The sequence below is a fragment of the Gymnodinialimonas phycosphaerae genome (assembly GCF_019195455.1).
GTDB classification, from domain to species: Bacteria; Pseudomonadota; Alphaproteobacteria; order Rhodobacterales; family Rhodobacteraceae; genus Gymnodinialimonas; species Gymnodinialimonas phycosphaerae.
The window spans coordinates 4,090,422-4,116,901 of sequence record NZ_JAIMBW010000001.1; the positions used below are offsets into that span (position 1 = coordinate 4,090,422).

At 64.0% G+C, this 26,480-nt stretch carries 22 protein-coding genes; 18 read left to right on the top strand and 4 right to left on the bottom strand.

Annotated features, from left to right (window positions below; translation table 11 throughout):
* Positions 1-62: 62 nt before the first annotated feature.
* Complete coding sequence (locus KUL25_RS20545) at positions 63-590, bottom strand: Hint domain-containing protein (RefSeq protein WP_257894590.1); 528 nt, start codon at positions 588-590, stop codon at positions 63-65.
* A gap of 225 nt (positions 591-815) precedes the next feature.
* Complete coding sequence (gene thrS / locus KUL25_RS20550; protein ID WP_257894591.1) at positions 816-2,762, bottom strand: threonine--tRNA ligase; 1,947 nt, start codon at positions 2,760-2,762, stop codon at positions 816-818.
* 115 nt (positions 2,763-2,877) lie between these two features.
* Here thrS and KUL25_RS20555 point away from each other — a divergent pair, with 115 nt between their 5' ends.
* The 17 genes from KUL25_RS20555 (at position 2,878) to KUL25_RS20635 (ending at position 22,487) form a co-directional block, all read left to right on the top strand.
* Complete coding sequence (locus KUL25_RS20555; RefSeq protein WP_257894592.1) at positions 2,878-4,161, top strand: MFS transporter; 1,284 nt, start codon at positions 2,878-2,880, stop codon at positions 4,159-4,161.
* 113 nt (positions 4,162-4,274) lie between these two features.
* The gene (locus KUL25_RS20560) at positions 4,275-5,024 is read left to right on the top strand and encodes an alpha/beta hydrolase (protein WP_257894593.1); all 750 of its coding nucleotides are present in this window, start codon (positions 4,275-4,277) and stop codon (positions 5,022-5,024) included.
* Positions 5,017-6,003, top strand: a complete 987-nt coding sequence (locus tag KUL25_RS20565) for an alpha/beta hydrolase (RefSeq protein WP_257894594.1) — start codon at positions 5,017-5,019, stop codon at positions 6,001-6,003. The genes KUL25_RS20560 and KUL25_RS20565 overlap by 8 nt, the downstream gene beginning before the upstream one ends.
* Positions 6,004-6,106: 103 nt before the next feature.
* Positions 6,107-7,183 (top strand): substrate-binding domain-containing protein, encoded by a 1,077-nt coding sequence (locus KUL25_RS20570; RefSeq protein ID WP_257894595.1) that lies wholly within the window; start codon positions 6,107-6,109, stop codon positions 7,181-7,183.
* A 20-nt stretch (positions 7,184-7,203) separates the two neighbouring features.
* A complete protein-coding gene (locus KUL25_RS20575; RefSeq protein ID WP_257894596.1) occupies positions 7,204-8,562 on the top strand; it encodes an ABC transporter substrate-binding protein in 1,359 nt (452 codons plus the stop codon).
* A gap of 123 nt (positions 8,563-8,685) precedes the next feature.
* Positions 8,686-9,915, top strand: a complete 1,230-nt coding sequence (locus KUL25_RS20580) for a sugar ABC transporter permease (protein WP_257894597.1) — start codon at positions 8,686-8,688, stop codon at positions 9,913-9,915.
* A gap of 490 nt (positions 9,916-10,405) precedes the next feature.
* Positions 10,406-11,620, top strand: a complete 1,215-nt coding sequence (locus KUL25_RS20585) for a carbohydrate ABC transporter permease (RefSeq protein ID WP_257894598.1) — start codon at positions 10,406-10,408, stop codon at positions 11,618-11,620.
* The gene (locus KUL25_RS20590; RefSeq protein WP_257894599.1) at positions 11,617-12,924 is read left to right on the top strand and encodes an MGH1-like glycoside hydrolase domain-containing protein; all 1,308 of its coding nucleotides are present in this window, start codon (positions 11,617-11,619) and stop codon (positions 12,922-12,924) included. The genes KUL25_RS20585 and KUL25_RS20590 overlap by 4 nt, the downstream gene beginning before the upstream one ends.
* A gap of 1 nt (position 12,925) precedes the next feature.
* Complete coding sequence (locus KUL25_RS20595; protein ID WP_257894600.1) at positions 12,926-13,948, top strand: ABC transporter ATP-binding protein; 1,023 nt, start codon at positions 12,926-12,928, stop codon at positions 13,946-13,948.
* 85 nt (positions 13,949-14,033) lie between these two features.
* Entirely contained in the window at positions 14,034-15,359 is a 1,326-nt protein-coding gene (gene hisD / locus KUL25_RS20600; RefSeq protein ID WP_257894601.1) for a histidinol dehydrogenase, read from the top strand.
* Positions 15,360-15,454: 95 nt separating this feature from the next.
* Positions 15,455-16,405 carry an ester cyclase gene (locus tag KUL25_RS20605; protein WP_257894602.1) on the top strand — a complete coding sequence of 317 codons (951 nt, stop codon included), beginning with the start codon at positions 15,455-15,457 and terminating at the stop codon, positions 16,403-16,405.
* 100 nt (positions 16,406-16,505) lie between these two features.
* Positions 16,506-17,261, top strand: coding sequence for an SDR family NAD(P)-dependent oxidoreductase (locus KUL25_RS20610; protein ID WP_257894603.1), 756 nt, complete (start codon positions 16,506-16,508; stop codon positions 17,259-17,261).
* Positions 17,258-18,304, top strand: coding sequence for a LacI family DNA-binding transcriptional regulator (locus KUL25_RS20615; protein WP_257894604.1), 1,047 nt, complete (start codon positions 17,258-17,260; stop codon positions 18,302-18,304). Before KUL25_RS20610 ends, KUL25_RS20615 begins: the two co-directional genes overlap by 4 nt.
* Positions 18,301-19,281, top strand: coding sequence for an ester cyclase (locus KUL25_RS20620; RefSeq protein WP_257894605.1), 981 nt, complete (start codon positions 18,301-18,303; stop codon positions 19,279-19,281). The genes KUL25_RS20615 and KUL25_RS20620 overlap by 4 nt, the downstream gene beginning before the upstream one ends.
* Before the next feature lie 67 nt (positions 19,282-19,348).
* Positions 19,349-20,335 carry a cupin domain-containing protein gene (locus KUL25_RS20625; protein WP_257894606.1) on the top strand — a complete coding sequence of 329 codons (987 nt, stop codon included), beginning with the start codon at positions 19,349-19,351 and terminating at the stop codon, positions 20,333-20,335.
* Complete coding sequence (locus tag KUL25_RS20630) at positions 20,332-21,342, top strand: hypothetical protein (RefSeq protein WP_257894607.1); 1,011 nt, start codon at positions 20,332-20,334, stop codon at positions 21,340-21,342. Before KUL25_RS20625 ends, KUL25_RS20630 begins: the two co-directional genes overlap by 4 nt.
* 14 nt (positions 21,343-21,356) lie before the next feature.
* A complete protein-coding gene (locus KUL25_RS20635) occupies positions 21,357-22,487 on the top strand; it encodes a cobalamin-independent methionine synthase II family protein (RefSeq protein WP_257894608.1) in 1,131 nt (376 codons plus the stop codon).
* A 61-nt stretch (positions 22,488-22,548) separates the two neighbouring features.
* Here the strand turns inward: KUL25_RS20635 and KUL25_RS20640 are convergent, their stop codons facing one another.
* Positions 22,549-23,115, bottom strand: a complete 567-nt coding sequence (locus KUL25_RS20640) for a DUF6151 family protein (protein WP_257894609.1) — start codon at positions 23,113-23,115, stop codon at positions 22,549-22,551.
* Positions 23,116-23,120: 5 nt separating this feature from the next.
* Positions 23,121-24,422, bottom strand: coding sequence for a polyhydroxyalkanoate depolymerase (gene phaZ / locus KUL25_RS20645; protein ID WP_257894610.1), 1,302 nt, complete (start codon positions 24,420-24,422; stop codon positions 23,121-23,123).
* Between the two features lie 136 nt (positions 24,423-24,558).
* Here phaZ and phaC point away from each other — a divergent pair, with 136 nt between their 5' ends.
* The gene (gene phaC, locus KUL25_RS20650) at positions 24,559-26,397 is read left to right on the top strand and encodes a class I poly(R)-hydroxyalkanoic acid synthase (protein ID WP_257894611.1); all 1,839 of its coding nucleotides are present in this window, start codon (positions 24,559-24,561) and stop codon (positions 26,395-26,397) included.
* Positions 26,398-26,480: the final 83 nt, after the last annotated feature.

A 26,480-nucleotide genomic window follows, 5' to 3' on the forward strand; every position in this document is an offset into this window, starting at 1 on the left:
TAAACGCGCAGGGCTCCTGTTTCCTTCTCCCGTGTGCAGACAAGTGTGCCAGCGGCGGTTGGTCAGGCGCGAATGGGTCTGAAAACCCGGATCTCGTGCACCAGCTTGGGGACGCGGCATGACCTGTCGGCGTCGCTACGGTCCTCGCGGCACAGTTCCAGCCAGATGTTGCCAGCGCAGATTTCTTGCGGGGTCGCGAAAAGCAGCCGGATATAATGGATGCCGTCCTCGGGAATGACGCGGCGGATCAGTCCGCCGTCACAGAAGGCACGGGCGGGGAAGTGGTCAATGCCGTTCGCGCCTTCGGCCCAGGCGATGGGGCAATCCGGGGACACAAGCGTTGCGGTGTCTTCCGGCATCCCGGGCAACGCGCCGGGATCGAAACGGATCGGGGCGAGGTCCGGGGTGTCCTGAAGCTGGCACGTGGTGAAATGGGCGTGGATGATCCCGGTGATCGGCTGAAACGTGCCCGCGCGGGTCTTCACCTTCTCGCCAACCGTAAGGTATTGCAGTGGGCGCATCCCGGTGGCGGTTTCGATCAGGGTATCGGCGGCAAGGGATTGCCGCGCCGGATCGGGCGAGCAAGTCACCTCCGCGGTGTCCGATGGGGACGGGACGGGGACCTTCGCGGCCTTCAATACTGTGTTTTGTGACTGCATACTCGATACCTACTGCGCGCCGTTATGTCCGGCGTCACTGGGTGTATACAGGTTCACATCGGACGGAACGCTGGCCGAAATGTGTTCTTTCCGCGATAGTTTCCTACCAAACGATTAATGTCGCCCGCCCCCGGGAGAGGGGGCGAGCGAGGTGCCTTAGCGTTGATCCGGCGCGACGGCCTCGGCCGAGAGTGTCTCGACCACCTCGTCCATCGGCACAACCTGCGTCTGCTTTTCACCCAAGCGGCGGAGCGTCACGGTGCGGTTCTCCACCTCTTGCCGACCCACGGCGAGGATCACGGGAACCTTGCCGACGGAATGCTCGCGCACCTTGAAGTTGATCTTCTCGTTGCGGGTATCGGCCTCGGCCCGGACACCAGCGGCGCGCAGGGCGGCGACGGTTTCTTCAACAAACTCATCGGCATCCGAGACGATGGAGGCCACGACAACCTGACGCGGGGCCAGCCAGAACGGCAGCTTGCCTTCCGAGTTCTCGATCAGGATGCCGATGAACCGCTCGAAGCTGCCAAGGCAGGCGCGGTGCAGCATCAGGGGGCGGTGCTTGTCGCCGTCCGCCCCGATGTAGGCGGCGTCCAGACGCTCGGGCAGGTTGGGGTCCACTTGGAACGTTCCACACTGCCACGTCCGCCCGATGGCATCGGTCAGGTAGAAGTCCAGCTTCGGGCCGTAGAACGCGCCGTCGCCTTCCTCCAACCGGTAGGCGTTGCCGGTCGATTTGATTGCCGCTTCAAGCGCGCCTTCGACGTAATCCCAGCTCTCGTCGGAGCCGACGCGCTTTTCAGGGCGGGTGGCGAAGGCGATCTCGAACTCCGGGAAGCCGAGGTCGGCATAGACGCCCGCAAGGAAGGTGATGAACTTGGCGCATTCGGCCTCGATCTGGTCCTCGGTGCAGAAGATGTGGGCGTCGTCCTGGGTGAAGCCACGCACCCGCATGATGCCGTGCAGCGCACCCGAAGGCTCATACCGCGAACACGATCCGAATTCCGCCATCCGCAGGGGCAGGTCACGGTAGGATTTGAGGCCCTGGTTGAACACCTGAACGTGGCAGGGGCAGTTCATCGGCTTCAAAGCGTTGATCGCCTTGTCGCGGGCGTGATCTTCGTCAACCTCGACGATGAACATGTGTTCCTGGTACTTGTCCCAATGGCCGGATTTCTCCCACAGCGTCCGGTTGACCAGCTGCGGGGTATTCACCTCCACATAGCCATCGGCGCGCTGCTTGCGGCGCATGTAGTCCTGCAAGGTGGTGTAGATGGTCCAGCCGTTGGGATGCCAGAACACTTGGCCCGGCGCCTCTTCCTGCATGTGGAACAGGTCCATCTCTCGGCCCAGACGCCGGTGGTCGCGCTTTTCGGCTTCCTCCAGGAAATGCAGGTGTTTCTTGAGGTCATCGCGGTTCTTGAACGCCACGCCGTAGATGCGTTGCAGCATGGGGCGGGTGTTGTCGCCGAGCCAATAGGCGGCGGCCACGGACATCAGTTTGAAGGCATCGGCGGGCACTTGGCCGGTGTGCTGCAAATGCGGCCCGCGGCAGAGGTCCATCCACTCGCCGTGCCAGTACATGCGGATCGGCTCATCACCCGGAATGCGGTCGAGGAGTTCGACCTTATAGGGCTCATTCGTCGCCTCGTAATGGGCGCGCACGCGGTCGCGGTCCCAGACTTCGGTGCGCACAGCGTCGCGGGCGTTGATGATCTGCTTCATCCGCTCTTCAATCGCGCCGAGGTCTTCGGGCGTGAAAGGCTCTTCGCGGTCGAAATCGTAGAACCAACCCTGATCGCGGATCGGGCCGATGGTGACTTTGACGTCAGGGAACAGTTCCTGCACCGCGCGGGCCATGATGTGGGCGCAGTCGTGGCGGATCAGTTCCAGCGCCTGTGCGTCGTCCTTCAGCGTGTGGATCGCAACGGTTGCGTCTTCATCGATCGGCCATTGCAGGTCATGATGCATGCCGTTGACGGTGGCCGAGATGGCCTTCTTGGCCAGCGAGTTGGAAATACCAGCGGCGACTTCGGCGGGCGTGATGCCAGCGGGGAAATCGCGTGCGTTGCCATCGGGGAAGGTAAGGGAGATTTGGGCCATCAAAGGGCTCCTCGTCAGTTTGGCGCCTACGAAACGCCCGGTTGCGGGTATGTGCTCGGGTGCTATTTGGCGACGTCCGGCGGGCAAGTCAACGGCAGAGCAGGAAGGGACAACGATGAGCAGCGAATTTGAAGAGAGCGTCTTCGAAGCAGTATTCGACACGCAAGAGGAGGGCGAATTACCAGACGCCGCCGCAAACGCGGAACCTGCAAGCGCCGTGCGTCATTCCGGAAGCCTGTCGACGACGAAACTGGCAGACGGATTGATCGACCCCAAGCTGGTGTTGTCGTGGCTGCTGACGAGCCTGGGCGCGCCCGCCTGGTTGGTGGGCCTGCTGGTCCCGATCCGGGAAGCGGGCGCGCTGTTGCCGCAATTGTTCACCGCCGATTGGGTCCATTCGCTGGCCGTGCGCAAGTGGGTCTGGGTCGGCGGCGCGGCGGTGCAGGGTCTGTCGGCGGCCGGGATCGTCGCGGTCGGGCTGACGTTGGACGGGGTCGCGGCGGGCGCGATCATCTGCGCGCTTCTGGCGGTATTGGCCGTCGCGCGCAGCCTGTGTTCGGTGTCCTACAAAGACATCCTGGGCAAGACCGTGGGCAAGACCCGGCGCGGGACGGTGACGGGGTTGGCCAGTTCCGTGGCCTCTGTCGGCGTGATCATCTTCGCGGGCCTTTTGATCAGCGGATGGGCCCCGAGGTTTGCGCTGGTCGTGGGGGCGATCAGCCTGGCCGCCGCCCTGTGGTTGGTGGCCGCCGCCGTCTTCGCGACCCTGCCCGAGGCGCGGTCCGAGGACACCCAAGCGCCTTCCGGCAACCCGCTGCGGCATCTGGCGTTACTGCGAGAGGATCCGCAATTGGTGCGGTTCATCGCCGTGCGCGGGTTGTTGACGGCCACGGCCCTTGCGCCGCCGTTCCTGGTGCTGATGGCCAGCGATGGGGGCGGCGGCGCGTTCGAGCAGTTGGGCGCGCTTGTCCTGGCGTCGTCGCTGGCATCATTCCTGTCGTCCTACATCTGGGGGCGGTTCTCGGACCGGTCGTCACGCCAGGTCTTGATGACGGCGGGCGGCGTGGGCGCGCTTGCGCTGGGGGCTGCGGTGGCCCTGTCGGCGGCGGGGCTGTTCGGGCAGTTGTGGGCCGTGGCGGGCACGTTGTTCGTGTTGATGATCGCCTATCACGGTGTCCGCTCGGGGCGGTCGACGTATCTGGTGGACATGGCGCCCGAGGGTAACCGTGCGGGGTATACGGCGGTTTCCAACACGGTGATCGGGACGATCCTGTTGGCCTCGGGCGTGTTCGGTGCCCTGGCCAATGTGTTGGGTCCGGTCTGGGCCGTGGGCCTTTTCGCGGTGATGAGCCTTGTCGCTACGGTCGTCGCGATGGGGCTGGAAGAAGTGGAACAATAGGCGCGCCGTATCGCGTCCCTTATGGCGAGGCTCCGCCCATCGCGGGCGCGTGGGATTGCAGCCCAAGGCGCTACGGGGCAGGGTCACGCGCGACGAAATTGGAAGGATAATCCATGGGCGAAACGCAGTATCTTGAAACCAACGCCGGGCGCAGGTTGGCTTACAACAAGTTCTCGGGCCGGCGGACGGGCGTGGTGTTTCTGGGCGGGCTGCGGTCGGACATGAGCGGCTCCAAGGCGATGCATCTGGAGGCCTGGGCGCGGCGCAGCGGGCGCGAGTTCCTGCGCTTCGACTACTCGGGCCACGGGGAATCCTCAGGCGAATTCACCGACGGCTGCATCGGCGATTGGGCCGAGGACGCGATGGCCGCGATCGATGCCTTGACCGAGGGGCCGCAGGTGATCGTCGGCTCCAGCATGGGCGGGTGGATCAGCCTGCTGATGGCCAAGCACAGGCCGGACTGCTTGGCGGGCCTTGTGACCATCGCCGCAGCACCTGATTTCACCGAGAACGGCTATTGGAAGGTCTGGGACGAGGCCAAACGCAAGACGGTGATGGAAGAGGGCCAAGTCGCGCTGCCGTCGGAATACGGCGACGCGATGATCATCACCAAGCGCCTGATCGAAGATGGGCGCGATCATCTGGTGCTGACCGAGCCGCTGCGCATCGACGTGCCGGTGCGGATGTTGCAAGGCACGGCGGATGTGGATGTCACCATGGATGTGGCACTTGGCCTGCTGGACCATCTGGAAGGGCCCGATGTGCGGCTGGAACTGGTGAAGGATGCCGATCATCGCTTCTCGGATGACGCGTGTCTGGCGACGATCACGCGGGCGGTGGAGGAAGTTCTGGCCCATGCGTAGGGTGCTGCGCGCCTTGCTGCGGGTGGTTTTCGTCGGGGCGATTGGTGTCATTTCAGCGCACTATTTCGTCCCGCGTGAGCAGATGGCGCGTTACATGCTGATTGACGGCCCGGACCTCGATGCGCCCGCCGAATGGCTGGCCGAGCGCGAGGCGCGTTTTGATGACATCACGCCGGGCGCGGAGGCACGGATTGTCTGGGCCGGGGAGGAAGGCGCGGCGAGTGACGTCGTTATTGTCTACCTTCATGGCTTTTCGGCCACGGCGCAGGAAATCCGCCCGGTGCCCGACCGCGTGGCCGAGGCCCTGGGCGCGAACCTGATCTTCGCGCGGCTTCCGGGGCATGGCCGATCCGGGGCCGCCATGGGCGCGCCGCGCGCGGGTGATTGGCGGGATGAAACGGCGCGCATGTTGCACCTGGCGCGCGGGATCGGAAACCGGGTCGTGATCATCGGCACCTCTACCGGGGGCACATTGGCGTCTTATGCGGCCACCGACACCGACATGGCCCGCGACCTCGCGGCGGTGGTGCTGATCTCACCGAATTACGAGCTGGCAAATCCGTTGGGCTGGATGCTGGAGATGCCCTTTGCGCGGCTTTTGGTGCCCTTGGTGGCCGGGACGGAGCGGCGGTTTGATCCGATCAACGCGGACCACAATACCTTTTGGACGACGGCCTATCCGACGTCGGCAACCGTGACGCTTGGCACGTTGCTGCGCACGACCCGCGCGCGGGACGTCAGCGGGGTCAGCACGCCTGCGCTGTTCCTGTTTTCCGACGCCGATCAGGTAATTTCGGCCCCTGCCGTGCGCGACTTTGCGGCGCGCTGGGGCGGGTCCACGACGCTGATCCCCATCGCTGTGCCAGAAGAGGGGGGCGACCCGTTCAACCACGTGATCGCAGGCGATATCCTGAGCCCGGCCCTGACCGACCGGGTGGCTGAAGACATCACGGATTGGCTGCGCGAGACCTTGCAATAGGGCGACGCTACAACCTCCGCTTGCGGCGATCGGCGCTGCAAGGGAAACATTGCCCTTGCCGAAACCGGTTTCGGAACTGAAGTTGGGATTCGGGAGGACTGGGATGAACCGTATCGGGACATCATCGACGCAAGGCGCGCGGGTCACGATAAATGACCTTGCGAGCGCGTTGGGCCTTGCGAAAGGCACGGTAAGCCGGGCGTTGAACGGCTACCCCGATATTGCCGAATCCACCCGCCTTCGCGTCAGTCGCGCGGCCGAGCGGATGGGCTATCGTCCGCTGGCCCAGGCGCAGGCGATCCGCACCGGGCGGGCGCGGGCGCTGGGGCTGATCCTGAACACCGGCAACGCCGATCTGCACCGCCCGTTTCTGACCGATTTTCTTGATGGCATAAGCCGTGCCGCCTCGGAAGAGACATGGACGTTGACCGTGGCGACGGCCACGGGGACACAGGACGAGGTCGCCTCCATGACCCGTCTGATTGACGACCGAAAGGCCGACGGCTTCATCCTGCCGCGCGCGATGTGGGACGACCCGCGTGTCGCGCTGTGCCGGGCGCGCGGCGTGCCGTTCATTCTTTACGGGCGCACCGGCGATGCCGCCGATTGTGCGTGGTTCGACATCTCGGGCGAACACGCCATGCAGCGCGCCGTGGCGCGGTTGGCGGGCTTCGGGCACCGACGCATCGGCTTCATCAACGGATCGCGCGACTACACCTACGCGCATCTGCGACACGACGGGTTTCTGGCGGGCATGGAAGAGGCGGGTCTGCCGGTTGACCCGGCCCTGATGGCCGAGGGCGTACTGGACATCGCTGGGGGCGAAGTGGCGGGCCGTGCCGTGCTGGCCCACAACCCAACGGCGGTTGTCTGTGCGCTGGATCTGGCGGCGCTGGGGCTTTACCGCGCGGCCGCCGCCATGGGGCGGACCGTGGGCCAGGACCTTGCCGTCATCGCCTACGACGGCATCCCCGAGGCCGCGACGGCGCAGCCGCCGCTGACCACCTTCTCGGTCGATAACCGCGCCGCAGGCCAGCGGCTTGCGAAGCTGTTGATCGCCCGTATTCGCGGCACCGACCCGGCGCATCTTCGTGAACTCGCGCCCGCGCGGCTGATTGAACGGGCCTCGGACCGACTGCCCGATTTCGACGACACAACACTCAACGAAACACTTGCCTGAAAACTAATGGGAGGATTGGCATGACTATCATCACCACCGCAAAACGGACGGCACTTCTTGCGGCCGTCTCCAGCCTGGCACTTGCCAGCGCGGCAGCGGCCCAGGACAGCATCCGCTTCTGGACCACGGAAGAGCAGCCCGAGCGTCTGGCCCTGCAAGAGGCCATGGCGGCCGACTTCACGGCCGCATCGGGCATCGAGGTTGAGGTCATCCCGGTCACGGAAAGTGACCTTGGCACCCGCGCCACGGCGGCCTTTGCCGCAGGCGATCTGCCCGACGTGATCTACCACCCGCTGCAATACGCGCTGCCGTGGTTCGAGGCCGGCATTCTGGACAGTGACGCGGCCACGGACATTGTAGAGAACCTGGGCGGCGGCACCTTCGCCGATGGCCCCCTGGCCATGGCCGCCGTGGACGGGGGCTACGCCGCCGTGCCGGTCGATGGCTGGACCCAGATGATCGTCTACCGCGCCGACCTGTTTGAAGAGAACGGGCTAGAGCCGCCGTCGACCTACGCCAACGTGCTGGCCGCCATCGACGCGCTGCACAACCCGCCCGAGATGTACGGTTTCGTCGCCGCCACCAAGGTGGACGAAAACTTCATGTCCCAGGTGTTGGAGCATGTCTTCCTGGCAAACGGCGTCTCTCCGGTGGACGAGAACGGCTTCGCACCGCTTGATGAGGCCGCGACGACCGAGGTGCTGGAATTCTACCGCGCCATCGCCCAGGCCTCGCCGGAGGGAGAGCTTTATTGGGATCAGTCCCGCACGCTCTATTTCTCGGGCAACGCGGCGATGATCATCTGGTCGCCCTTCATCCTTGATGAACTGGCCGGTCTGCGCGACAGCGCCCCGCCCACGATCAACGACGACCCAATGACCCGCGATCTGGCGGCGGCCACGGGCATTGTCACCAACTTCGCCGGTCCGTCGAACCCCGATGGGGCCGCCTGGGGCGATGTGCGCTACTTCGGCATCACCGCCGATGCGGACACCGATAATGCCATGGCCTTCGTGGAATACTCCATGTCCGACGGCTACACCCAGACCTTGGCCATCGCGCCCGAAGGCAAGTTCCCCGTGCGCCGCGGCACGGAAGCGAACCCGACCGAGTTCGTCGAAGCCTGGTCCATGCTGGACGTGGGCGTCGACCGCCGCGCGCCCTTGGGTGAGTTGTACGAGCAGTCGATGATCGATGAGATCGTCGGCGGGTTGGACGTCGCGCAGCGCTGGGGTGTGGAAGAGGGCCAGCTGGCGCTCGCCTCTCGGATCATCAACAGCCAGATCATCAACCGTCTGGTGCGTGAATACATCGACGGCGTCCGCGACGCGGCCGAGACGGTCGCGCTGATGAACGACGAGCTGTCTGGCATCGAGTAAGCGATATCGCTTCTGAAGACAGAACGGGGCCGCCCGCGCGGTGGCCCCTTTCTCGCCCCATGATTGGCCCACTGATTGGCGCACTGATTGGCCCCGTGAATCGCCCCGCGACCGGAGACTGACATGACCACCGCGACACCCCCCAAAGGCACCGGACCGCTGGCAAAGCGCGAAGCCCGTCTGGCGTGGGGATTGCTGTTGCCGACGCTGACCGCCGTGATGCTGGTCGTGTTGCTGCCGCTGATCGCGATCCTCTGGATCTCGTTCAAGCCGGTCAGTCTCGCGGATTTGAGGGCGGCGGAACCTGTCGTGCGCGAGGATCTGCGCAACGCGGGCGAGCCGGATCAGTTGGTGCGCTACCGGATCAGGAACTCCAGCCAGACGGATACGATTTTTGATGTGGTCCTGACCGATGTGCTGCCCGAGGGCGCGACCCTGTCCGAGTTGCCCGAGATCTGCTCGGTTTCAGGTGCGGATTTGACCTGTGTTGTCGGAGAGCTTCCGGCGGGGGAGCGGTTGACGCTGGAAATCCCCATCGCCCTGGACGGCGATCTTGAAGACGCCCTGGAAGATGACACGCCCGTGCAGATCACGGGCGAGGCGACCAACGTTCTGACCAGTGGAGAGTTCACGCTGGACAATTTCCGTGACGTGTTCAGCGCGCGGGAATTCTGGACGGTGATCTGGGCCACGCTGTTCTACACGATCGTCGGCACCATCGGCGCGCTGGTCGTGGGCCTGTTCGCGGCGCTTTTGCTGAACAAGAGTTTCAAGGGGCAGGGGATGCTGCGGGGGCTTTATCTGTTTCCCTACGTGGCACCTGTCATTGCGGTGGCGTTTTCCTGGGTGATCCTGCTGGACCCAAGCTCGGGCTCGATCAACGCGCTTCTGGTGCAGATGGGCGTGGTCGACAGCCCGATCAATTTCTTCGGCACACGGCCGTTGGCACTGATCATGGTGACGGTGTTCGAGATCTGGCGCTACTTCCCGCTGTCGTTCCTGTTCATCCTGGCCCGGATGCAGTCGATCGACACGGATATGTACGAGGCCGCGGATGTGGACGGCGCGACGCCGTTCCAGAAGTTCCGCTACCTTTCGCTGCCGATGCTGATGGGTATCCTGTCGGTGCTGTTCCTGCTGCGCTTCATTTGGACCTTCAACAAGTTCGACGACATCTTCCTGTTGACGGGGGGCAATGCGGGCACGCGGACGTTGACGGTGAACGTCTATGAGCAGGCCTTTGCGGTCAGCAATATCGGCGCGGGCGCGGCGGTGGCCGTGGTGATCCTGTGCTGTTTGCTGGTGTTTTCCTGGGCGTTCTTCCGGTTCATGTCGAAGGAGGAGGGGTTGTGAGCGGTTCAGCGAAGCTGGCAATCGGTCCAGTGGACCGATTGAGGGAACAACGGGCGGAGCCCCGACTTGTGAGCGGTTCAGCGAAGCTGGCAATCGGTCCAGTGGACCGATTGAGGGAACAACGGGCGGAGCCCCGACTTGTGAGCGGTTCAGCGAAGCTGACAATCGGTCCAGTGGACCGATTGATGGAACAACGGGCGGAGCCCCGATTTGTGAGCGGTTCGGCAGGACGATCCACGTGGCGACGGTCGGGACTTCGGGACGCTAAGGTTTGTTTCGCCCCAGCCTGCCTTGCGACAGGCCGGGGCGACCAATGCGAGAGGGGCAAGCCCCCCTCGCGCTCCCCCCAACCATGCGAGGGGGGGCTGCCCCCCTCGCGCTCCCCCCAACCTTGCGAGGGGGGACTGCCCCCCTCGCGCTCCCCCCGGTACGAGGGGCCAGCCCCTCGCGCTCCCCGGAGTTTATTTGGCAAGATGAAAGGGGCGCGGAGATGAGCGTGGTGCGCAATGGCTTTGTGACGGGCCCCGTGCTTGGCATCCTTTGGGCCTTGGTCGTCGCGACGACCGTGGCGGTGGTGATGTCGTTCTCGACCGGGGAAGCGCTTCGGCCCGGCCTGATCGGGTGCACCGTGCTTGGGGCTTTGGCGGCGGTTGTGAAGTTGCGCATCTCGTCGGAGTTTCTTGGCGGTTTGATCGTGGCCGTGGCGGCCGGTGTGTTGTTATTCACGCCGATCAGCGCGGTTCATGTGAGCGACGCCTTGGGGTTGCCCGGGCATCTCATAACGGCTGTTTTCCTGGCCGTGCCCTTGTTTTTCGGGCTTTCGCTGATGTTGCGCGGCGCGCCGTGGGGCCAGATGACCCGCCATGAGTGGGAGGAGGCGGTGATCCGCTTCCTGACCGGGTTCGGCTTTGTGTTCTTTACCGCCGTCGTGGCGATCCCCTTCTACGTCATGGTGATGACCTCGCTGAAAACCCAAGGGCAGTTGCTGGCCAATCCGCTCGATTACTCCATCGATCTGACCCAGGGGTGGAGCCTGTTCCGCAGCTACCAGGAGCTGTTCGCGGATTTCAATTTCGGCCGTTACATGTGGACGAGCTTCTATATCTCGGTGATCACCGTGCTGATCACGCTCTTGTTCAGCGTGCCGGGCGCCTATGCGGTGGCGCGCCTGCGGTTCAAGGGGCAAAAGGCGCTGAGCCGGTCGATCCTGCTGGTCTACATGGTGCCGATGATCGTGCTGGCGCTGCCGATCTACATCGCGTTTTCCATGACCGGCCTGCGCAACACGATCGTGGGCATCGTGATGATCTACCCGGTCACGACGATCCCCGTGGCGCTTTACATGTTGCAAGGCTACTTCCGGGGGCTTCCGGCGGAGGTCGAGGAGGCGGGGTTGATGGACGGCCTCAACCGCCTGCAGGTGATCTGGAAGATCACCTTGCCGCTATCGCTGCCCGCGATGGTGTCGGTCTCGCTTTACGTCTTCATGATCGCCTGGAACGAGTTTCTGCTGGCGTTCATGTTGCTGGATGATCCGTCGATCTTCACGTTGACGCGGGGGATTGCCTCGCTCAACTCGTCCGAGATCCCCAGACAGCACCTGATGGCGGGCGCGGTGATCGCCACGCTGCCGGTGATGATCCTGTTCCTGGGGCTGGAGAAATTCATGACAAAGGGCCTGACGGCGGGCTCGGTGAAAGGATGAAAGACATGTCAGATCGCGACATCGCCGCGCTGGACGCCGAGGCGCGGCGGATCCTGCAACTCAACGACAAGGGCGGCTACACGGTGCCGACGGCGGGGCTTTATCCCTACCAGTGGAACTGGGACAGCGCCTTTGCCGCCCTGGGCTTTGCCACCTTCGACATCGACCGCGCGTGGCGCGAGATCGAGACGCTGTTCAGTGGCCAGTGGGATAACGGCATGGTGCCCCACATCCTGTTCCATGTGATGGATGAGGGGTATTTCCCAAGCTATGACACCTGGGGCACGGCGGACGCCGTGGGGCGGGGGGCTTGCACCCTGCCGTCCTCGGGGATCTCTCAGCCGCCGGTGGCCGCGTCCTTGGCGTGGGAGGTCTACAGGGCGAACCCGGCGGCAGGGGACGGGCGCCTGCGCGCGCTATACCCCAAGCTTTTGGCCTACCACCGCTGGATCATGGACGCGCGGGCCGAGACGGGGGCCGTCGTGATCACCCATCCGTGGGAGGCGGGCCGCGACAATGCGCCCGATTGGGACGAGGCGATGGCGGGCATCGACCCGGCGGGCGTCCAGCCCTACACGCGCCGCGACACCGGCCATGTGGATGCGCGGATGCGGCCCACGAAGGACGACTACGACCGCTACATCTGGCTGGTGCAATTCGGGCGGGACCGGAAGTGGGACGATTCGCAGATCGCGGCGGAAAGCCCGTTCCGCGTGGCGGACCCGACGATGACCTTCACCGCCCTGCGCTCGACCCGCGATCTGGCGTTGATGGCGGATCTTGTAGGAGAAGACCGGACCGAGATCGACGGTTGGATCGCCCGACTGGAAGAGGGGGCGCGGGGCCTCTGGAATCCCGAAACGCGAAGCTATGATGCGATCAACCTGCGCACCGGCAACCGCGCGGGATCGGTATCGAACGCCGGGTTCCTGGCATGGTGGGGCGGTTTGCGCGATGAGCGCGCGTTGCCGGTTTTGCGCGACGTGCTGGACCGCAGCACCTATGCCGTTCCCAGCTATGACCCGGCGGGGCCTCAGTTCGACAGCCTGCGCTATTGGCGCGGGCCGGTCTGGGCGGTGATGAATTTCATGGTGGGCAACGGCCTGGCCGAAGCCGGGCAGGCAGAGCTTGCGGCGCGGGTGCGCGGGGATACCGCGCGGATGATCGCGGACCATGGGTTTGCCGAGTATTTCGACCCGCTGGACGGCACGCCCGCGGGCGGGGGGACATTCACCTGGACGGCGGCGGTGTGGCTGGCCTGGGCCAGCCCGTCGGCGGTCGACCGATCTGAAGGGACGCAATGACATGGGCGCGATAGAACTGAAGGCCGTCGAGAAATGGTTTGGTGACGTTCAGGTCATCAAGGGCGTGGACCTGAGCATCCAGGACGGCGAATTCGTGATCTTCGTGGGCCCCTCGGGCTGCGGCAAGTCCACGCTTCTGCGGATGATCGCCGGGCTGGAAGAGACATCACGCGGGCAGGTGATGATCGACGGGCGCGATGCGACGGCAGAGCCGCCCTCCAAGCGCGGGCTGGCAATGGTGTTTCAAAGCTACGCCTTGTATCCGCATATGTCCGTGGCCGAGAACATGGGGTTTTCTCTGAAGACCGCCGGTGCCTCCAAGGCCGAGCAGGCGGAAAAGGTGGCCGAGGCGGCGCGCGCGCTGCGGCTTGAAGACTACATGGACCGCAGGCCCAAGGACCTGAGCGGCGGGCAACGGCAGCGGGTGGCGATTGGCCGGTCCATCGTGCGCGACCCCACGGCGTTCCTGTTTGATGAGCCGCTGTCGAACCTCGACGCCTCCCTGCGGGTGGAAATGCGCTACGAGATCGCCAAACTGCACCAGCAGTTGGCCTCCACGATGGTCTACGTCACCCATGACCAGGTCGAGGCGATGACGCTGGCTGACCGAATCGTCGTGTTGAGCGCGGGGATCATCGAGCAGGTGGGCGCGCCCAAGACGCTTTATGAGCGTCCCGATAACCTGTTCGTCGCGCAGTTCATCGGCTCGCCCAAGATGAACGTCATCGCCTTGCCCTGCGACGGCTTGCGCCTGGAGGGCGCGCCTGCGAACGCGGCGCATCTGGGCATTCGGCCCGAGGCGATAACCATCGGTTCCAAAGGCCAGGGCGAGATCGACGGCACCGTGGACGTGGCCGAATACCTTGGCGCGGATATCTTCCTGATCGTGGATTGTGGTGCGGCGGGCAAGCTGACGGTGCGGACCCATGGCGAAGATGAGCTGCGCCCTGGTGCGGAGGTCGGGCTTTCTTTCACGCCGGAGAAACGCCACTTCTTCGACGGGGCGGGGTTGGCGATCCGCTAGACGGACTTGCAATCGTATGCAGTTTTCCCTTGAAGCGGGTTGAAGCCCTAGTATCCTTGCACCCAATCATGGGGGAGGATCGGCAATGGCTGAATATCTGAAACGGGGCAAACCGGCGGACGAGCGCGCCGAAGACGATGCGAAGGTGCGCGGCACGGTCGAGGGCATCCTTGCCGATATCGAGGCACGCGGCGATGCGGCGGTGCGCGACCTCTCCGCGAAGTTCGACGGCTATTGCCCCGACGCGTTTCGCCTGACCCCCTCCGAGATCGAGGCGGCGATGCAGAAGGTGTCGACCCGAGAGATGGCCGACATCCGTTTTGCGCAGACCCAGATCCGCCAATTCGCGCAGGCACAACGCGCCTCGATGACGGATATCGAGGTGGAAACGATGCCAGGCGTGATCCTGGGCCACAAAAATATCCCGGTGAATTCAGTGGGCTGCTACGTGCCCGGTGGCAAGTTCCCGATGGTGGCTTCGGCGCATATGTCGGTGCTGACGGCGAAGGTGGCGGGCGTCAAGCGGGTAGTGGCCTCGGCCCCGCCGATGAAAGGCGCGCCGCATCCGGCGATTGTGGCCGCGATGCATGAAGGCGGCGCGGACGAGATCCTGTGCCTTGGCGGTGTGCAGGCGGTGGGCGCCATGGCGATTGGCACGGAGACGGTGAAACCCGTCGATATGCTGGTCGGCCCCGGCAATGCCTTCGTGGCCGAAGCCAAACGGCAGCTCTTTGGGCGCGTGGGCATCGATCTGTTCGCAGGCCCGACCGAGACCTGCGTGATCGCCGATGAGACCGTGGACGCCGAAATGTGCGCCACGGATCTGCTGGGGCAGGCAGAGCATGGCTATAATTCTCCGGCGGTTCTGATCACCAACTCGCGCAGATTGGCCGAAGCGACCCTGGCCGAGATTGACCGGATCCTTCAGATCCTGCCCACCGCCGAGACCGCGCGGGCGTCGTGGGAGGATTATGGCGAGGTGATCGTCTGCGACGGCTATGACGAGATGCTGGCGGTCTCCGAAGAGATCGCGTCCGAGCATATTCAGGTGATGACGGACCGTGACGATTGGTTCCTGGAGAACATGACCAGTTACGGCGCGCTGTTCCTGGGGCCGCGCACCAACGTGGCCAACGGTGACAAGGTGATTGGCACCAACCACACGCTGCCGACGAAGAAGGCGGGCCGCTATACGGGCGGGCTGTGGGTTGGCAAATTCCTGAAAACCCATTCCTATCAGAAGATTGTGACCGATGAGGCGGCGACACTGGTGGGCGAATATGGCTCTAGGTTGTGCATGTTGGAGGGCTTTGTGGGCCATGCCGAGCAATGCAACGTCCGGGTGCGACGCTACGGCGGCGTGAATGTGCCTTACGGCGAGGGCGCGCCTTACCGGGAGGCGGCGGAATAGGTTTGGGGGGAGGCGGGCCCCGCCCGCCCACCCCTTTTTAGTGGGGGCCAGCCCCCACACCCCCGGAGTTTTTCTCGCAAGATGAAAGAGGGTGCATGTCGACGGTTGAAGCTGCTGCAAAGGAATGTGTGAGCGCGTTTCGCCGGACCGGGCGATTGGACGGTTTGGCCGGGACGGACTGCGTTGTGCAGTTGGCGCATCCGTTCGAGACGCTGGATGTGGCGGAATACCACGGTGTGGTGGATCAATTGGCGACGGCCTTCCCGGATCTGGAGCGGCGCGTGACGATTGAACTCGCGGGGCGCGACGGTCACGGGCAAATGTGGGTCGGTCAGTGCGGCTACTGGTGCGGCGCGTTCGAGGCGCCGTTTCTGGACATTCCGCCGACGCGCCGGATGGCGGCGATGCGGTTCCATGATTTCCTGCGCGTCGAAGGCGGGCGGGTCTTGGAGGTGCAGTCCCTGTGGGATCTGCCGGAGTTGATGATGCAGGCCGGCGTCTGGCCTTTGTCGCCGTCGCTTGGGCGCGAGTGGCAGGTGCCGGGGCCCGCGACGCAGGACGGGTTGCGTGTGGCTGGCGATGGGGCGGAGGCCTTGCGGATCGTGGGCGACATGCTGGCGGGGCTTGGCAATGACCCGGCAGGCACGCCACGAGAGGTAATGGCGCGGTACTGGCACGAGGGATGTTCGTGGTACGGGCCCTCCGGCATTGGCACAGCGCGTGGCATCGACGGGTTTCGCAAGCATCACCAGGCGCCGTTCCTGGGCGCGATGCCGGACCGTCAGGGCTTTGTGGAGCGGGGCCATTTCTTTGGCCAAGGCGATTACGTCGGCTTCACCGCCTGGCCGGGGATGGCGATGACGTTGTCGGGGGGCACATGGTTGGGGATCCCCGGCGCGGGGCAAGAGATCACCATGCGGAGCCTTGATTTCTGGCGCGTGGACGCGGGCAGAATTGCCGAGAATTGGGTTCTGGTAGACCTGTTGCATGTCTACGCTCAACTGGGTGTGGACGTGCTGGCACGGATGCGGGAGGTGGCTGGATGACTGGGGCCTGCTTGTACAAAAGCCTGATACTCACAGGCTTATCCACAGATTTTTCGGACTGAATAACACATATGGAACCAATTTCTGAAGGAACGCTATCATGACCCTGCCCCGTACGCCGTCGTTTTCGCTGGCGGGAAAGCGCGCCTTCGTCCCGGGTGGGTCGCGCGGCATTGGCCTTGGCTGCGCCGTGGCGCTGGCCGAGGCGGGCGCCCATGTGGTGATCGCCGCGCGCGGGCAAGACGCTGTTGACGCGGCCGTGGCCGAGATGACCGCAGCTGGGTTTTCGGCCGAAGGGCTGGCGCTGGACATCACCGATATCGAGGCCACGCGCGCCGCCATCGCGGCCATGGGGCGGCTGGATGTTCTGTGCAATTCGGCCGGTCTGGCGCGCCACAGCGCGGCGATGGACACAACCCCCGAGGATTACGACGCAGTCACCAACATCAACGTGCGGGCGGCGTACTTCTTGGCCCAGGCAGCGGCGAGGTCGATGACGGACGGGGGATCGATCATCCAGGTCTCGTCGCAGATGGGCCATGTCGGCGGCATCGAAAGGGCGGTCTATTGCGCCACGAAACACGCGGTGGAGGGCATGACCAAGTCGATGGCGATTGAATGGGGCCCCCGCAACATCCGCGTCAACACGCTGTGCCCGACGTTCATCCGCACGCCGCTGTCGGCACCCACCTTCGCGGACCCCGAAAAGCGTGCCTGGATCGAGGCCAAGATCAAGTTGCCCCGGGTGGCCGAGGTCGAAGATATCATGGGGGCGGTGCTGTTCCTGGCCTCGGACGCCAGCGCGATGGTGACAGGAACGTCGATCCTGGTCGACGGCGGCTGGACGGCGGGATGACAGAACGCGCCCCCAGCGGTGCCGGATCCGGCAAGGTCACGTCCATCGACGTGGCGCAGCGGGCAGGCGTCAGCCAATCTGCCGTCAGCCGTGTGTTCACCCCGGGGGCCAGCGTGTCGAAGAAGATGGCGGCGCGGGTGCGGGCCGCGGCCGATGATCTGGGTTATCGGCCCAACGTGCTGGCGCGGTCGCTGATCACCGGGCGCTCGCGGATCATCGGCCTTGTCGTGGCCTACCTCGATAACCCGTTCTACCCAGACGCGCTGGAGAAACTCAGCGAAGCGCTTCAGGCCAAGGGTTACCACATCCTGATCTTCATGGCGGGAAATTCGGGCGATGACGTGGACAGCGTGATCCATGATCTGATGGATTATCAAGTGGATGGTATCATCACCGCCTCCATCAACCTTAGCGGAGAATTGACAGACCGCTGCCGTGCGGCGCGGTTGCCGGTGGTGCTGTTCAATCGCGGGATCGAGGGATCGGGCCTTAGTGCGGTCACCTCCGCCAACCGCGTTGGCGGGGCAAAGGTGGCGGACGCTTTGCTGGACGCGGGGCATGGGCGGATCGCGACGATCTCGGGGTGGATGGGCGCGTCGACCGGGCGCGACCGGCGTGATGGGTTCGTGGCGGCGCTGACCGCGCGCGGGGCATCGTTGCACGCCGAGGCTGATGGCATGTTCAACCGCCACACCGCCGCCGATGCCGCCCGCGCGATGATGGAAAGCCCCACGCCGCCCGATGCGATTTTCGTGGGCAACGACCACATGGCTTTGTCGGTCATGGATACCCTGCGCCATCAGATGGGGGTGGATGTGCCGGGCGATGTCTCGATCATCGGCTATGACGATGTGCCGATGGCGGCTTGGCCGTCCTATGCGCTGACCACCCTGCGCCAGCCGGTGAACCGGATGGTAGAGGCCACGATTGACACGCTGCTGGATGAAATCGAAACCGGGCGCGCGCCCGGCACCCGGATCGAGATCGAGGGAGAGTTGATCCCCCGCACCTCGGCCCGCCTGACAAAAGGACTGACCCCATGAAGGGTTTTGACGCCAAGTTTCGCGATTTTCCCGACTATATCGTCGGCATCACCAAGGAGATCTGGGAAGATCGCGGCATCGCGACCCTGCACCAGTATTACGCCGATGATATCGTCGTGCGGTCCCCTGCCTCGGTCGTGGTGGGAAATCAGGGGGTGATCGCCGCAACCATGGCGACCTTGGCCGAATTTCCCGACCGCGTGCTTTTGGGCGAGGATGTGATCTGGTCCGGCACGCCGGAAGACGGCATGCTGTCCTCGCACCGCATCATCAGCCAGGCGACCCATGCGGGCGATGGCGTTTACGGCGCGGCCACGGGCAAGCGGCTGGAATACCGGATCCTCGCCGATTGCCACGCGAAGAATAACACCATCGACGATGAATGGCTGATCCGCGATCAGGGGGCCATCGTGCGCCAGATGGGTTGGAGCCCGCGCGACTACGCCGCCGATTTGATCGCGCGTGAAGGCGGGCCAGGGGCCTGCGTGCAACCGCTGACGCCCGACACGGACAAGCCCGGCCCCTACAAGGGGCGCGGTAACGACAACCCTTGGGGCCAGCAGTTGGCGGATGTGCTGACCCGGATCATGGGCGCCGATATGGCTGCGATCCCCGAGGTCTATGACCGCGCCTGCCACCTGGAATACCCTGGCCATGTCACCGCCCACGGGCCGGACGCAGCGGACAGGTTCTGGATGTCGCTACGCGCCGCCTTCCCGAATGCCACGTTCACCATCGACCACCAGATCGGCCGCGACGATCCCCACATGTGCCCCCGCGCCGCCGTAAGGTGGAGCCTTCATGGCACCCATGAGGGCTGGGGCGGTTTCGGCCAGCCCACCGGCGCGATGGTCTATATCGTCGGCATCACCCATGCCGAGTTCGGGCAGGTCGGCAGTGCCGAACCGAAGCTGCGGCGCGAGTACACGCTGTTTGACGAGACGTCCGTGTGGAAGCAGATTCTGCTGGCTGGATAAGTTTGTGAGTTACCTGGGGATAAGCCACATGAATGTTGGCATCTATCCCCCTGAGGAGATTGAAAAAATGACCCCCGCTGAAATGGAATCCCGCATCGTCCGATATGGTGATCTGATGCCCTGCAAGACCGCCTTCATCGATGCCCATACGCCGGGCTCGGACCAGAAGGAGAACTTCACGATCATCGGCGGCGGGGTCAGTGAATCACCCGATCAGCATGTGCATATCGCCGAGGCGCACGGCTTCAACATCGGCGCGGCGGGGCAGCCGCCCAAGTGTCGCAACTCGCTCCATTCCCACCGCACGGCCGAGGTGTTCTTCGTGCTCTCGGGCCGCTGGCGGTTCTTCTGGGGCCGCCACGGCACCGCCGGAGAGGTCACGCTGGAGCGTGGCGATATCTTCAACATCCCCACCGATATCTTTCGCGGGTTCGAGAATATCGGCAATGACTACGGAATGATCATGGCCGTGCTGGGGGGCGACGACGCGGGGGGCGGCGTGATCTGGGCACCGCAGGTGATCCGCGACGCCGCCGATCATGGGCTGGTGCTGGCCGAGACCGGCAAGCTCTACGATACCAAGAAGGGCGAACGCCTGCCCGAAGGCGTGGCCCCGATGCCGGTGATGTCCGATGCCGAGGCTGATGCCTACCCGGCCCCCACCACGGCGGATGTCATCCCGAATTACGTGGCCCGCTATTGGGACATCGTCGCGCTGGCCGATCGCAAGCCGGTGAAGGTCATCGGCGCGACAGGCATGCTGCGCGACAAGCCGGGGTTCGAGGTGGATCTGATCACCCGCGCCTCTGCCACGGAGGCGATGCACCGCCATGACCGCCAGTCCGTTCTGATGCCGGTGACGGGCCATTGGCGCGTGAGTTGGTCTGCGAACGAGACCTATCGCGCCGGCACAACGACCCTGGCCCCCGGGGACACGATGTCCGTGCCCGCGGGGCTCGACCATTCCGCCGTCCCCTCCATGACCGGCGAAGCGGCGCTTTATCACATCATCGGCACCGACGATGCGGCGGGGCCAACCTGGAGTGCGTCATGAAGAAACTCGCCTGCGGCCTTGCCCTCGCCCTTTCGGCCACGCCCCTGACCGCACAGACCTGGACGGCCAACACCTTCGCGAATGAATCGCTTCTGTTTGCCGGTGTCTCTCCGCCCGAGCCCTCGATGCACTTCGGCTGCACCGCTCCGGCGCCGGAAAACCGACCGCTGATCGAGACCGGAAGCCATGAAAGCCACCGGACAGAGGCGTTCGAGACCACGGTCGGTTTCTTCGACCCGCTGTTCGAATGGTCGCCGCCCTATGTGATCAGCGGCATCGTGATCACCGTGGACGGGACCTCTTACCAACTGCCGCCGCTGGAACTGAACGAGCTTCAGGGATCAGCCATCTATCTGCCGATGACGGATCCGTTCATCCTCTCCTTGTTCACCGCGCAAAGCCTGACCTTCGATACCGGGCAAGGCACGGCCTATGCCTACCCCGTCGACGGTCTGGCGGACGGGTTGCGTGAGGCCTTCGGCTATTGCAACGCGCGCTGGGTCGAACTTGGCACGCCGATGCCGCCCGCCCTTGCGGCGGTGATGGGCGACGCGCCATTGGCCCCTTCCGCGCCTGCCTCCGCGTCGCTACCGGCCCCGATTGTGCAACAGGCGGCCGCGTCTTGCATGAATGGCGCAGGCACAATCACCCGCGAGGATCTGCAAACGGCTGATTTCGACGGTGACGGGCAGGAGGATTTCATCCTCAACCACGCCTCCGTCACCTGTACGGACGGCATGAGCGGCTTTTGCGGTGCCGCAAATTGCTCGATCGACGTGTTCTTGTCGTCGCTGGCCTACCAGCAACCGCGAGAGCTTCTTGGCATCGGAGCAGAGATCGTCCCCCTCGCCGATGGACGCACGGGCATTCAGATTGCAGGCAGTTTTTCGCTTTGCGGCCAGGACGGTTTGTGTCCGGGGCCGCAGGTTTGGGATGGCACGTCCTTTGTTCTCTTCGATGGGGGCGCCGTGCAATCTGCCCCAACACCCACTGTTCCCAAAGACTGAATTGGACCTCTGACATGACCATCAAAACCACCCACGTCGGCAGCCTCCCGCGCACGCAGGAGGTCGTGGATTTCATTTTCGCCCGAGAAAACGCCGAAAGCTATGACGCGGACGCCTTTGACGCCGCAATGACGAAGGCGGTCGATGCGACCGTGGCCAAGCAGGTGGCGGCGGGCATCGATATCGTCTCCGACGGCGAAACCTCCAAGATCTCCTACGCGACCTACGTGAAGGATCGCTACACCGGGTTTTCGGGCGACAGCCCGCGCAATGCCCCGGCGGACCTCAAGAAGTTCCCCTCGTTCCTCAAGCGCCTGGCCGATGACGGCGGCACGCCGCAATACGCGCGGCCCATGTGCACCGGGGAGGTGCGGTCGAAAGGGCAGGGGGAATTGGGCAAGGACATCGCCAATCTGAAGGCCGCGATGGCCAAGCATGGGGCGACGGAAGGCTTCATGAACGCCGCCTCGCCCGGCGTGATCTCGCTGTTTCTACAGAACGATTTCTACCCGACCCGCGACGCCTATCTGGCCGCTCTGGCCGATGCCATGGCCGAGGAATATCGCACCATCGTCGACGCCGGGTTGATGCTGCAACTCGATTGCCCCGACCTCGCGCTGTCACGGCACATGCTGTTCAATGACCTTTCGGATGCAGAGTTCCTGAAGATCGCGATCGCCCATGTGGAGGCGCTCAACCACGCGCTGTCGGGCATCGATCCGGCGCGGGTGCGGGTGCACATCTGCTGGGGCAATTACGAGGGGCCTCACGTCTGCGACGTGCCAATGGACACGGTGTTCTCCACCTTCATGTCGGTGGGCGCGAACCAGCTGTTGTTCGAGACGTCGAACCCCCGCCATGCCCACGAGTGGACCGTGTTCCGCGACCGCGCGGCAGAGATCCCCGATGACAAGATCCTTGTGCCCGGTGTCGTCGATACGACGACCAATTTCGTGGAACACCCCGAGTTGGTGGCCGAACGGATTGCCAAGTTCACCGGCATCGTCGGCGCGGATCGGGTGATCGCCGGAAGCGACTGTGGTTTCGGCACTTTCGCGGGCTTCGGGGCGGTCGATCCCGAGATCGCCTATGCCAAGCTGGAGGCCTTGGCCCAAGGCGCGGCTTTGGCGAACGCGCGGGGATAGGTCAAGGAAAGCAGTAATATCCTGTGGATAACCCTGTGAGTATATCGCAAAAGCGATAGTCCTAGGCGTGTCCGGCATCCTTGGGAAGCACCACCGGCGGCACAACGGGCTGCCCGGTTTCCACGTCGAAGAACGGCGTGTCGCGCCACCTGCCAGAGGTCAGCGCCGACGCGCTGCGGGCCATCAGGGCGATGATCGCGGGCATTAGCCGGATGTGTTTGTCCGGCCCACCGGGCTGCGGCACATAGGCGTGGGTGCGCGCGCGACCCAGCGGCGAAGGGTCCGCGAAGATGGTTTGAACCGGGCTGAAGAAGGCGAATTTCGGGGTCGTGGAGGACACGCCAAGCTGTGTGTTGCAGCATGTGGTGAACCACCGGTAGCTGCCCTTGGGCGTCAAACGCCCGAGGCCCAGATGCGCCGTCCCTTCGACAATCGAGAAGCGGTCCGGCGTGGTCTGGAACAGCGCGACGCCCTCGGCCCGTGTGGCCTCTACCCCGAAGTGGCGTTGCGCGCGCACGCAGCTTTCGCAATGGCAGATGGCGGGCGTGCCCGCGCCCCGTTCAACCCTCAGTGTCCCGTGGACCGCCCCGCAGCGACAAGACCACGGCAGGGCTATGGTGGCGGCCATGAAGCTTAGACCGCGACGTTTTCGACGGGGTCATCTTCGACCAGACGCGGCGCGTGGGGCTTGGCGTGCTTCTCGTCGCCGGAATTGGCGTCAATGAACTCCAGCACCAGGGGCCGGATGTTGTTACGCCAGGACTTGCCCGCGAAGATACCGTAGTGCCCGGCTTCGGGCTCGATGTAGTTGGCCTTCTTCTCGTCCGGCAGACCGGTCAGCATGTCCAGCGCGGCCACGCATTGGCCGGGGGCCGAGATGTCGTCCTTGCCGCCTTCGACCGTTTTCACGGCGACGGAAGTGATCTTGCCGATATCCACCTGCTTGCCGTCGACCACGAAGATGTTTTTCGCGATCTCGCGGTTCTTGAAGATCCGCTCCACGGTCGAGAGGTAGAATTCCGCCGTCATGTCCATGACCGCCAGGTATTCGTCGTAGAAGATGTTGTGCTTGTCATGGTCGCTGGCCTCGCCCTTGGACACGGCGACGACTTGATCGGTGAAGGCCTTGGCGTGGGTCTCGGCGTTCATCGCCATGAAGGACGCCAACTGCTGGATGCCCGGATAGACGAGGCGGCCCGCGCCAGCGTATTTGAAGCCCACGCGCTGGATCACGAATTTCTCCAGGCTGCCCATCGTGACGCGGCGGCCGAAGTCCGTCACATCCGTGGCGGCGGCGTCGGGGTCGATCGGCCCGCCGATCAGGGTCAGGGTGCGGGGCTGTGCCTTGGGGTCTTCCTCGGCCAGGTAGGCCGTGGCGGCCAGCGCCAGGGGCGCGGGCTGGCAGACGGCGATGACATTGGTATCAGGCCCCATCTCGCGCATGAAATCGACAAGGTAGTGGGTGTAGTCCTCGATATCGAACTTGCCCTCGCTGACCGGAATGTCGCGCGCATTGTGCCAATCGGTTATGTAGACGTCGCAATCGGGCAGCAGCGATTTCACGGTCTTGCGCAGCAGCGTCGCGTAGTGGCCGGACATTGGCGCAACAAGCAGGATCTTGCGGCCCGTGGGCTCTCGGCCCTGAACGTCGAAGCGGATCAGGTCGCCGAAGGGGCGCTCCATCACCGTCTCGATGGTGACCACGTGGTCACGGCCATCGTCGCCGGGGATCGAACTGATGCCCCAATCGGGCTTGGCCGCCATGCGCGCGAACGAGCGCTCGGTCACTTCGCCCCAGGCGGCGGTAAGCTGGATGAAGGGGTTCGCGGAAAGGCCCAGTTGTGGGTAACTGCACAACGCGCGGGCCGATGCGCCCATCCATTGGTTGGTGACGCGCATTGATTCCATTAGGTCATAGGTGAGAAGCTGTCGCATAGTTACTCCAAGCGTCGGGCCTGCCGCTGTCACAGCGGTGTCAGGCCGGATCATTTCGTCACGTGGACCACCTCACCAAGGTCCCCGTATGAATTGCGTTATTATGCAGATGCAGCATTGAGCCGGGGAAATCAAGGTGCCAGACGACAAGACAGACAATAGTGCGACAGATGGTGGCGCTCCGGATGGGGCGGAAGCCCTTGAAAGACTGAACGCAAACCTTGCCAAGGTCGAGGGGCTGTCAAAACGCCTCGTGGCGGCATTGGGGCAGCGCGCGCCTTCGGATCAAGGGCTTCAGGGCCCCAGCCAAGAGCTTTACCTGAAGGCAGGTGCGGCCTATTGGGCCGACGCCATCGCCAACCCATCCAAGCTGTTGGAACAGCAGGCGCAGTATTGGGCGCAAGCCATGACCCAGTTCATGGAGATGCAGGACGCAATCGCCACGGGCAAGATGCCCCTGCTGGATGATGACGACCTGCCCGCCGATCTTGCGGGCGACAAGCGTTTTGCCAACCCGCTCTGGCGCACGCATCCCTACTTCAACTTCGTTCGCCACCAATACGTCCTTGGCTCGGACGCGATTCGCAAGGCGGTGGCCGAGTTGGAGGGGCTGGACGCCAAGGACAAGCAGCGCGTCGAATTCTTCGCCACCCAGGTGATCGAGCTGTTTTCGCCCACCAACTACTTCGCCACCAATCCCGACGCGCTTGAAAAGGCGGTCGAGACCGAGGGCGAAAGCCTTGTGCACGGGCTGGAAAACCTGGTGCGTGACATCGAAGCCCACGGCGGGGAAATCCTTCCGACCCTTGCGGATCCCGATGCCTTCGAGGTCGGCAAGAACATCGGCACCAGCGAAGGCAGCGTCGTCTACCGCAACCGCATGATGGAGCTGATCCAGTACGCCCCCACCACCGAGACGGTCCACAAGACCCCGCTGATCATCTTCCCGCCCTGGATCAACAAGTTCTATATCCTTGATCTCAAACCGCAAAACAGCCTGATCAAATGGATTGTGGAACAGGGCTACACGTTGTTCGTGGTCAGCTGGAAGAACCCCGATGACAGCTACGCCGATGTGGGCCTGGAGGATTACGTCGAGGACGGCTACCTGGCCGCCATCGAACAGGTGAAGGAGATCACCGGTCAAAAGCAGGTCAACGCCGTGGGCTATTGCATCGCGGGCACGACGCTGAACCTGACGCTTGCGCTGATGAAAAAGCGGGGCGACAAATCGGTGAAATCCGCGACCTTCTTCACCACGCTCACCGACTTTTCGCAGCAGGGCGAATTCACGCCCTTCCTGCAGGATGATTTCGTCGATGCGATTGAACGCCAGATCAATCAGGACGGCGTGCTCAACAGCTATTTCATGTCCAAGACGATGTCGTTTCTGCGCTCCAAGGACCTGATCTATCAGCCTGCCGTGCGCTCTTACATGATGGGCGAGGCGCCGCCGGCGTTTGACCTGCTGTACTGGAACGGCGACGGCACCAATCTGCCCGGCAAGATGACGAAGCAGTATCTGCGGGGCCTGTGCCAGGGCAACCAACTTGCCGATGAGGGGTTCGAGTTGTGCGGCGAAAGCCTGTCGCTCAAGGACGTCACCGTGCCACTGTGTGCGGTGGCCTGCAAGACGGACCACATCGCCCCTTGGGTCGATTGCTTTCGGGGCGTGACCAAGATGGGATCGCGCAACAAGACGTTCATCCTGTCGGAATCCGGCCACATCGCGGGGATCGTGAACCCGCCGTCGAAGAAGAAATACGGCCACTTCACGAATGCGGACGTGAAAGGGGAAGCCGCCGATTGGTTTGAGGGGGCCAGCTTCAACGAAGGGTCCTGGTGGCCGCAATGGGAAGCATGGCTTGCAAAGCGGTCAGGGGCGCAGATTGCTGCACGTGCACCGGGTGAGGGGGGGCGCGAGATTCTGGCCCCGGCCCCCGGTACCTACGTGTCGGAAGGCAAGAAACACTGATATAAAACAGTTTTTCCGGTTGGCGGCGACTTATGCTGCAGCGCAGAAAAAACCTTGACTTTCTGCATTGCAGCATTCATATT